At 38.3% G+C, this 1,247-nt stretch carries 1 protein-coding gene; it reads right to left on the bottom strand.

Annotation, left to right across the window (positions count from 1 at the left end):
- Positions 1-315: 315 nt before the first annotated feature.
- The gene (locus AXW79_RS22235; protein ID WP_005310672.1) at positions 316-702 is read right to left on the bottom strand and encodes a hypothetical protein; all 387 of its coding nucleotides are present in this window, start codon (positions 700-702) and stop codon (positions 316-318) included.
- Positions 703-1,247: the final 545 nt, after the last annotated feature.

Here is a 1,247-nt window from a genome sequence, read left to right as displayed (position 1 = left end):
TGGATTACTACAACTGGCGGCGTCCACAGCAACACAATGACGAGATACCGCCAGCAAAAGCCGAGGATCGGCCTAACCAAGTGTCTGGATTTAGTTGACCACTATAATACGCAGTGTGTCCTGATGAGCCTCATCAGGCGTTGTTGAAGAAAAGCATGCCTGTGCATTATTAAGATCAGCCGATTTCGCTAATCTCCACCAGGACTGAGACAATAAAATTCACCTTTCAAGCTTACTGTTTGGACCAAATAGCTCCAAGTCAATGAAAACTCTTTTATTCAACAACGCCGCTACATATTAAAACTACATCTGTAGTCACACCATTGAGTCTATCTTTTGTCTCAGTAATGTGTCTTTTACTGGGGCCCTTAACCGTGGCATCAAGGTTTCTGGATCACGAGCAGAGTCAGAAGTATAACCTAACAGAGTTGCATATTTTACTGCGTCACCACCCAATGACTCATAGAACCTATAAAATAAGTCATCCTTATTGTCGCGCTTAAACTCCTGGTAGGCTCGCTTACAAAATACACATATATCAACATACAGAAAAATAAATAATGAATCTGCTACATATTTGGCCGCATTGAGTGATTTTTTATAGTTTTGCAAAACAGAATCACCATTATTGGATGCAACCGCATGTTTGGCTAAGTTCCACTTAGATAGCCATACCGGTACTTTAACCAGTTGATGGAGCATGATATCGAACGGAAATGCTATTAAGTGTTTGCTATATGAGAATTCTAGTAAGCTTGGGGACGGTAGTTCTCCAATAAGTGACGTGTTTAACCGACGAATTCATCTAATTAACTCATGATAGCTATGTATTGTATTATTAACGACGATTGTGTTGGGTTGCACATCCACATTGAGTAATAAGTTAACCTGATCACTTAGCGGAAGGGAATTATTTTCACCAGCTATCCCTGGGTAATATCCCTCTTGCAATGATGAGTTATTAGTTGGTTCTTCGAAATTTAGTTCGCGAAGATGAAACATTAGGTTATGAATTACATATGCCGAATATTCTGTGACGATAAAAGAGTCCTCATCTATATCTTCTTGAAGTAGAGATGCGAGTGGCTTTATAGTTGAAAAAACCATTCCATTTAATTATATTGTTTTTACTCAGACGATCGATGACTTGCTTCGACTTTGTATTGATACTCTGTGCTTTTAAATCTGAATTCCAAATTTCTTCATCAGATAAAACAGAATTATTTAGTCTAAATAACTGATCCTAA

Origin of the sequence: Aeromonas salmonicida subsp. salmonicida (assembly GCF_001643305.1) — a bacterium.
Lineage (GTDB): Bacteria > Pseudomonadota > Gammaproteobacteria > Enterobacterales > Aeromonadaceae > Aeromonas > Aeromonas salmonicida.
The sequence above is the reverse complement of the archived record's forward strand: the minus strand, read 5'-3'. Positions and strand labels throughout refer to the sequence as shown.

Coding starts and splice junctions, on each gene's coding strand:
- AXW79_RS22235 (WP_005310672.1), bottom strand. CDS start 702: ATGCTCCATCAACTGGTTAAAGTACCGGTATGGCTATCTAAGTGGAAC.